This window comes from Flavobacterium ginsenosidimutans (assembly GCF_003254625.1).
In the GTDB taxonomy this organism is placed as follows: Bacteria; Bacteroidota; Bacteroidia; order Flavobacteriales; family Flavobacteriaceae; genus Flavobacterium; species Flavobacterium ginsenosidimutans.
The window spans coordinates 245,473-252,476 of record NZ_QJRJ01000074.1; the positions used below are offsets into that span (position 1 = coordinate 245,473).

Annotated in this window: 8 protein-coding genes; all 8 read right to left on the bottom strand. The window is 32.9% G+C overall.

Annotation, left to right across the window (positions count from 1 at the left end; genetic code table 11):
• Positions 1–6: 6 nt before the first annotated feature.
• Entirely contained in the window at positions 7–1,731 is a 1,725-nt protein-coding gene (locus DM444_RS09615) for a tetratricopeptide repeat-containing sensor histidine kinase (protein WP_111285998.1), read from the bottom strand.
• A 169-nt stretch (positions 1,732–1,900) separates the two neighbouring features.
• The gene (locus tag DM444_RS09620) at positions 1,901–2,335 is read right to left on the bottom strand and encodes a carboxymuconolactone decarboxylase family protein (RefSeq protein WP_111286000.1); all 435 of its coding nucleotides are present in this window, start codon (positions 2,333–2,335) and stop codon (positions 1,901–1,903) included.
• Positions 2,336–2,414: 79 nt separating this feature from the next.
• On the bottom strand, positions 2,415–2,705 hold the full coding sequence (locus tag DM444_RS23870) for a Crp/Fnr family transcriptional regulator (protein ID WP_239455643.1): 291 nt from the start codon (positions 2,703–2,705) through the stop codon (positions 2,415–2,417).
• The gene (locus DM444_RS23875) at positions 2,693–2,986 is read right to left on the bottom strand and encodes a Crp/Fnr family transcriptional regulator (protein WP_239455645.1); all 294 of its coding nucleotides are present in this window, start codon (positions 2,984–2,986) and stop codon (positions 2,693–2,695) included. The genes DM444_RS23870 and DM444_RS23875 overlap by 13 nt, the downstream gene beginning before the upstream one ends.
• A gap of 151 nt (positions 2,987–3,137) precedes the next feature.
• Complete coding sequence (rplT, locus tag DM444_RS09630) at positions 3,138–3,482, bottom strand: 50S ribosomal protein L20 (RefSeq protein ID WP_008464948.1); 345 nt, start codon at positions 3,480–3,482, stop codon at positions 3,138–3,140.
• A 101-nt stretch (positions 3,483–3,583) separates the two neighbouring features.
• Positions 3,584–3,781 (bottom strand): 50S ribosomal protein L35, encoded by a 198-nt coding sequence (gene rpmI / locus DM444_RS09635; protein ID WP_026727505.1) that lies wholly within the window; start codon positions 3,779–3,781, stop codon positions 3,584–3,586.
• 104 nt (positions 3,782–3,885) lie between these two features.
• Positions 3,886–4,440 (bottom strand): translation initiation factor IF-3, encoded by a 555-nt coding sequence (infC, locus tag DM444_RS09640; protein ID WP_111286002.1) that lies wholly within the window; start codon positions 4,438–4,440, stop codon positions 3,886–3,888.
• A 16-nt stretch (positions 4,441–4,456) separates the two neighbouring features.
• Positions 4,457–6,403 carry a threonine--tRNA ligase gene (thrS, locus tag DM444_RS09645; RefSeq protein ID WP_111286004.1) on the bottom strand — a complete coding sequence of 649 codons (1,947 nt, stop codon included), beginning with the start codon at positions 6,401–6,403 and terminating at the stop codon, positions 4,457–4,459.
• Between the last annotated feature and the right edge of the window lie 601 nt (positions 6,404–7,004).

Consider the following 7,004-nt stretch of genomic DNA (forward strand, 5'->3'; position numbering starts at 1 on the left):
GTTAAATTAGGCAGGAATTTTAATAAAAACCTTAAATCCTTGATTTGGACTAGAAGATATATCTATAGCACCTTTAATTTTTAGAATTCGATTTTCTACATTATAAAGCCCGTTTTTAAATACAATTTTCTCGGTATCTATACCTTTTCCGTTATCGGTGTAGTTAACTAAAATATTTTTTTCTGTTTGTTTAAAGTTTATCCCGACTAATGAAGCTTCACTATACTTACGCATATTTACAAGTAATTCTTGCAATACTCGATAGATAGTAATTTTTTTATTTTTGTCAATTTCATCCCATAGAATACTGTCTAGCCCGTTTAGAATTAAAGTGATATTCAGAGTACTGAAACCAGAAATCATTTCTTTAAGTGATAAAATATAATTTTCATCAGTAGTAATGGTGCAGTTTTCTTTCGAAATGTCTCTTGTTCGAGAGTATATGGCATCTAAATTATTTAGCAATTGCTCTTTATTTTCAGCCAGAGATAGATTTCTGTTTTCGGCGAAAGCCATAGTGTGATAGATGTCGTTTGCTAACTCGTCATGCAGTTTTTTTGAAATTCTAGTTTCACTGTTGTAAGCAGCTTCAATTTTTTCTCGATTTGCTTTAGAAGTTAGATAATAATATAAAATTAAAATCAAACAAAGACTCAGAACAATTATGATATAAGATATAATGTTTCTGTTTTTTTGCCTCTCTAGCTTTAATTCATTTTGAGCTTTATGTGTTTTAAGTTTTAAGTTTTCTTCTCTTTCGCGTTTAGAGTCATACTTTATTCTCGCAAATTGGTTTTTAGCTTTTTGTGTAACTTCATATGTACTATCAACAAGATTTATATATTCGTTCGAATAATTTTTAAGTTCTAAGTCTGAACTGTTTTTGATAATCATTTTTAAAGCAGATAATCTCCCTTCTACATGATTTATTCTACTGAATTCTTTATAACTTAAAACCATGTACTTCTTTGCTAAAGACAAATCTTTAAATTCATAGAATTCTGCAAGATGAATATAACTTTTTCCTAATCCATACGGACTTTTTAAAGTTTTTCTAATTTCTAAACCTTTCTTCAAGTAATGCAAGGTACTTTCGTTATTATCTATTTGATAATAGCACAATCCAATATTGTCTAATAGTGCTCCATAAAATTCTTTATCTCTAATTACCTCTTTTTTATTTTCTAAAGGAAGAAAGATGTTTAGGGCTTCATTAAATTTCTTCTCTTGAATTAATGTAACCGCAATATTGTTTTTTGAGGCTAATTTTTTCCACGGCTTTACATTAAGCTTTAGAGCTTTTTTATGGTATAAAATAGAATTTTTATAATCGAAAGTGTTTAGGTAATTGCTTCCTAAAGTAGTATAGAGGTTCCAAGTCTGAAGTTGGTTTTTTACAAGTTTAGTATATGGTAACGCCTTAGTAATTGTTGCCTCACTTCCAGCATAATCTCCATGAGTCTGCTGGATAATTGCCATACGATTTAAAGTGCTTATGTAGTTTTCTGCGTCATTTGAAGGTGAGCAAATAGATATTGTTTGATTGTAATAAAAAAAAGCGCTATCGTATTTATTAGTGTCGAAAAAATTATCTGCAACTGCAATTAGTCTATTAACTTCAGCTTTATTATGGATGTCTTTTAAACTATTGTTTGTTCTCTTTTCACAGGAGAAAAGAGTAATAAAAACAGCAATTAAAAAGGAAAATATTTGTATTCTTTTTGGTATCATGCGCCAAAAATAAAAAATCTGAGTTCCTGTGAAAGAGTATAAATACCTGTTTTTGTAAAAAGTGCAATTTTTTTATTTTCTAGTATTCATTTACAGTGATATACAAACAAACCCTCTGAGTGAGGGTTGTCAAAAATTTAAAATGTTGTAAAACTTATCTTTATAAAACTTAAACAGCTCTCATTCCAGTAGCAATTGCAAGTCTATTCCAAGAATTAATTGTAATAATTGCTAAAATGATTTCGGCAAGATATTTTTCATCAAATAATTGAGCGGCGTTTTGGTAAACTTCATCAGAAACATGATTGCTGATTAAAGTTACTTGTTCTGTTAAAGCTAAGATCGCTTTCTCTTCTTCGGTATAAACATCAGCTTCACGCCAAGCACTTGTTAGATATATTCTCTGTTCAGAAATTCCATGTTTTCTGGCATCAGCAGTGTGCATATTAATACAGTAAGCACAGCCATTTATTTGAGAAGCACGTATTTTAATTAATTCCTTGTGCACAGGAGTTAATGAAGTAGATGCGATATATTTTTCTAGGTTTAATAAAGCATTATAAGCTTCTGGAGCAACATTCGGGATAACGATTCTTGATTTCATTTTTTTGTGTTTTAAAAGTTCATTACAAAGGTCAATAATGTATGCTTTTAAAAACTTGAACTACTTCAAGAAATTCAAATCACACTTTTCCAGCTCTTATTTTACTCATAAATTCTGCTGAAAAATCCAGATAGGAGGCAAGCATATATTGTGGAACGCGCTGAACAAATTCTGGGAAATGGTCATTAAAGTGATGATATCTTTCTTCAGCCGACATTGTAAATAAGAATTTGATGCGCATTTGCATAGCGCCGAAACTTTTTTGCGTGACTATTCTGAAGTACCTTTCTAGATTCGGTATTTCAATTAGCAGAGATTCTAAAATTGTTTTATCAATAGCTATTACTTCTGAATTTTCTACTGCCTGCAAGTAAAAGCTTGAAGAATATGATTGTGGTAACTTAAATAATCGGTAATCCACCAATTTTCGATACCAAATTGCAACGTTTGTTCAGCTCCTTTAGAGTTGATGATATATTGTCGCATACAGCCTTTAACAACAAAATACATGATGTTGCAGATTTGACCTTCTTCTAAAATATGTTCTTTCTTTTTTATTTTAGAAAGTTCTAGGCATGATTCTAATTTATCAATATCTGAAGGTTCAAGAGAAATGAATTTTTGAATATGATCAAAAAGAGCTTTGTGCATAAAACAGTTTTAGTATTATACAAATGTACTTTTTAAATTTTGTTTTTAGAAAAGCAGGACAATTGAAACTTCTTTAAACAAAAAAACCATTCGCGTTAACGAATGGTTTTATATAATAAGTAAGTAATCTTAAATTGAGTTTATAAAACGTTTATTTTACTTTATTAAGAATAGCTTTGAAAGCTTCTGGGTGGTTCATAGCTAAATCTGCAAGAACTTTACGGTTCAATTCGATTCCGTTAGCTTTAACTTTCCCCATGAATTGAGAATAAGACATTCCTTCTAATCTAGCTCCAGCGTTGATACGTTGAATCCATAATGAACGGAAATTTCTTTTGTTTTGTTTTCTATCGCGGTAAGCGTAGCTCATCGCTTTCTCTACTGCATTCTTAGCAACTGTCCAAACGTTTTTACGTCTTCCAAAGAAACCTTTGGCTTGCTTCATTATTTTTTTTCTTCTTGCTCTTTTAGCAACTGAATTTACCGATCTTGGCATAATTTTAATGTGTTTTTGTAGCAGGCGTCCTGAATTGAATCAAAGGAACTTCAAAGCCATACTCCAAGGTTATATAAATAATTTTTTAACCTAAAGAATTATTAGATAATTCTTAATTGTTGTTTGATGCTTTTCATATCTGTTTGGTGAACTAGCGCTGAGTGAGTCAAAGCTAATTTACGTTTTTTAGATTTTTTAGTCAAGATGTGACTTTTAAAAGCATGCTTTCTTTTAATCTTTCCAGAGCCAGTAACTTTAAAACGTTTCTTAGCGCTAGATTTTGTTTTCATTTTAGGCATTTTTCCTAGTTTTTTAATTTATTCTTACTTACTTATTTTTTTAGTTGTCAGTCGCAGTTTTCAGTTTACAGTACGAAAACTGAAAACTGCGACTGCAAACTGTTTTACTTTTTCTTCTTCGGAGCAATGAACATGATCATTCTCTTTCCTTCTAAAACAGGCATAGCTTCAACTTTACCGTGTTCTTCTAAGTCTTGAGCAAGACGTAATAATAGAATCTGACCTTGATCTTTGTAAATGATAGAACGTCCTTTAAAGAAAACAAAAGCTTTTAATTTAGCTCCTTCTTTCAAGAATTTTTCAGCGTTCTTTCTTTTAAACTCATAATCATGCTCGTCAGTTTGAGGACCAAATCGAATTTCCTTTACAACAACTTGAGAAGATTTAGCTTTTAAAGCCTTATCTCTTTTCTTTTGTTCGTAAACAAATTTCTTGTAGTCCATAATTTTACAAACCGGTGGTTCAGCGTTTGGCGAAATTTCAACTAAATCCAACTCAAGTTGGTCAGCTAAACGTAGCGCATCAGCTATTTTAAAAACCCCAGGCTCAATGTTTTCACCTACAAGACGTACTTCGGGAACACGAATAAGATTGTTTATTCTGTGTGCATCTTTTTTTTCTACTCGAGGTTGAAAACCTCTGTTACTTTTTATTGCTATGACTTTCTAATTTAAGTTAAACTGTAAATACTTTTAATGTCTTTTTTATTTCTTCGTCTACAATCGCAGCAAATTCTTCGATTGAAACAGTGATATTACCTTTTCCTTCTTGTCCGTGACGACGAATAGAAATCGTACCGTTTTTCTCTTCTTCCTCACCAACGATAAGCATAAATGGAATTTTCTGCATTTCTGCATCTCTAATTTTCTTACCGATAGTTTCATTTCGGTTGTCAATTAGGGCGCGAATTTCGTGATTTTCTAGCAAATCTAAAACTTTTTTAGCATAATTTTCGTATTTCTCGCTCAAAGACAAGATAATAGCCTGCTCAGGCATTAGCCAAAGTGGGAAATTTCCTGCTGTATGCTCAAGTAAAATTGCTATAAAACGTTCCATAGATCCAAAAGGAGCTCTGTGAATCATAACAGGGCGATGTAATTCATTATCAGCACCTTTGTAAGTCAATTCAAAACGCTCTGGTAAGTTGTAGTCTACCTGAATTGTTCCTAATTGCCATTGTCTTCCCAAAGCATCTTTTACCATGAAATCAAGTTTCGGACCATAAAATGCAGCTTCACCATATTCTACAACAGTATTAAGACCTTTGTCTTTTGCCGCATTGATAATAGCATTTTCTGCCTTTTCCCAGTTCTCATCAGTACCAATGTATTTTTCTCTATCTTCTTGATCTCTTAACGAAATTTGAGCAGTAAAGTTCTCAAAGCCTAAAGAACCAAATACATATAATACAAGGTCAATTACTTTTTTAAACTCCTCATCTAATTGCTCTGGAGTACAGAAAATATGCGCATCATCTTGAGTAAACCCTCTAACACGAGTTAAACCATGTAATTCTCCAGATTGCTCATATCTATAAACAGTACCAAATTCAGCATAACGCTTAGGTAAATCTTTATATGACCAAGGTCTTACATTGTAAATTTCGCAGTGGTGAGGGCAGTTCATTGGTTTCAATAAAAACTCTTCACCTTCTGCAGGCGTATGAATTGGTTGGAAACTGTCAGCTCCATATTTAGCATAGTGACCAGAAGTTACATAAAGTTCTTTTTGACCAATGTGCGGACTAACAACTTGCTCGTATCCAGCTTTCTTTTGTGCTCTTTTTAAGAATTGCTCCAAACGATCTCTTAAAGCAGCGCCTTTAGGCAACCATAATGGTAAACCTTGTCCCACTTTTTGAGAAAAAGCAAACAATTCAAGTTCTTTTCCTAATTTACGGTGATCACGACGTTTTGCTTCTTCAAGAAGTTCAAGATATTCAGTCAAATCTTTTTGTTTAGGGAACGAAGTTCCATAAACACGAGTTAACTGCTTGTTTTTCTCATCACCTCTCCAGTAAGCACCAGCAACGCTCATGATTTTCACAGCCTTAATGATTCCAGTGTTTGGAATATGTCCACCACGGCATAAATCAGTAAAAGTAGAATGGTCGCAGAATGTAATAGTACCATCTTCAAGATTAGAAATCAATTCAGTCTTGTACACGTTATCTTTGTACATCTCTAAAGCTTCCGCTTTGGTTACAGGACGCATTTTAAAATCGAACTTTCCTCTTGAGATTTCAAGAATGCGATCTTCAATCTTTTTAAAATCAGCTTCAGAAATTTTCTGATCTTCAAAATCTACATCATAATAAAAACCATTAGCAATTGCAGGCCCTAGAGTTAATTTAATTCCAGGATACAATTCCTCAAGAGCTTGAGCCATTACGTGTGAAGTCGAATGCCAGAAAGCTTTTTTTCCTTCCGCATCATTCCAAGTATATAATATAAGATTACCGTCGGTCGTTAATGGAGTTTCGGTTTCAATAGTTGTACCATTAAAAGATGCAGAAATCACGTTTCTAGCAAAACCTTCGCTAATGTTTTTAGCGACCTCCATTGGAGTTACGCCCGAAGCGAACTCTCTAATTGACCCATCGGGTAAAGTAATCTTGATCATTGTTTATAATTTTGTGAATGCAAATATACATGATTACAAAAATACATACAATACGTATTCATAAGTTTACTGTATTATATATGTATAGCTTTTGCACTCCATTATATATATGAGTAATTCTTATTCATAACCTGACAGGTTTTTAAACACCTGTCGGATTTCTTTTTTGTACATATATATAAGTATGATTTGAATATTATGGTTTTTAAGGAGCTGTTTCCCGCTATCCGCTTCAATCTTTTTATGGCGAACCCCGCCACAAAAAGGATTTCCGCTTCTATCGGGGCTAGGGCATCGGTTTCCGGAAGAAGCTTTTAGATGGAAAGAGAGGATTAAAACGATAAAGAATCATATAAAAAGATGCGGAAACGCTGAAAAATCCCCAAAAGCGGCAGCCCAAAAGATGCGGAAAATAAGAAAAACACGGTTCGGTACAGAAAAACCCCACATCGCCCCAAAAGAAGCGAATGTATAAAGGCTATGTTATCAGTAAGTTAAGAAAAAGTTTTAAAAAAGATCAAAAAAAGGCGGATAAAAAGCTTGCGCAAGCGGAAAAAGGTTCTACTTTTGCACCCGCAACAGCGAAAGGCGCTCATCGAAA

Coding starts and splice junctions, on each gene's coding strand:
- DM444_RS09615 (WP_111285998.1), bottom strand. CDS start 1,731: ATGATACCAAAAAGAATACAAATATTTTCCTTTTTAATTGCTGTTTTT.
- DM444_RS09620 (WP_111286000.1), bottom strand. CDS start 2,335: ATGAAATCAAGAATCGTTATCCCGAATGTTGCTCCAGAAGCTTATAAT.
- DM444_RS23875 (WP_239455645.1), bottom strand. CDS start 2,986: ATGCACAAAGCTCTTTTTGATCATATTCAAAAATTCATTTCTCTTGAA.
- rplT (WP_008464948.1), bottom strand. CDS start 3,482: ATGCCAAGATCGGTAAATTCAGTTGCTAAAAGAGCAAGAAGAAAAAAA.
- rpmI (WP_026727505.1), bottom strand. CDS start 3,781: ATGCCTAAAATGAAAACAAAATCTAGCGCTAAGAAACGTTTTAAAGTT.
- thrS (WP_111286004.1), bottom strand. CDS start 6,403: ATGATCAAGATTACTTTACCCGATGGGTCAATTAGAGAGTTCGCTTCG.